The organism is Nocardioides sp. CF8 (assembly GCF_000389985.1).
Classification (GTDB): Bacteria; Actinomycetota; Actinomycetes; order Propionibacteriales; family Nocardioidaceae; genus Nocardioides; species Nocardioides allogilvus.
On record NZ_CM001852.1, the window covers coordinates 4,206,441 to 4,206,788 of the forward strand.

The following is a 348-nucleotide window of genomic DNA, read 5'->3' on the forward strand; positions in this document are numbered from 1 at the left end:
GATCCTCCTCGACCCGGTCCCCGGGCGGTACGGGCCGATGATCGATCCCGTCGAGCTAGGTGCACAGAAGCTGACGGTCATCTACGAGGACGCCCGTCCCCGTGACTACGACGACCTCGCCCGGATCGCCACCCACTACCGCCTTGACCGAATCATCGAGATCGCCGACGAGCGACACTTCCAGCCACTGGACCGGCCGACGATCGCCACGACACTGCGGCAGGTCGCGCGCATGCGAGCTGCAGACATCCCCGAAGGATGCGACCTCCAGGCGTTGGTCATCTACTACGACTCCGTCGCCGACCCCATCGCCACCGGCGACCTGGGCCACGCCAGCAGCCTGCCGAC

1 protein-coding gene is annotated in these 348 nt (G+C 67.2%); it reads left to right on the forward strand.

Features of this window, described 5'->3' with window-relative positions; translation table 11 throughout:
* Positions 1-37: 37 nt before the first annotated feature.
* On the forward strand, positions 38-348 hold a 311-nt coding region (locus CF8_RS22795), incomplete at its 3' end, for a hypothetical protein (RefSeq protein WP_036491701.1).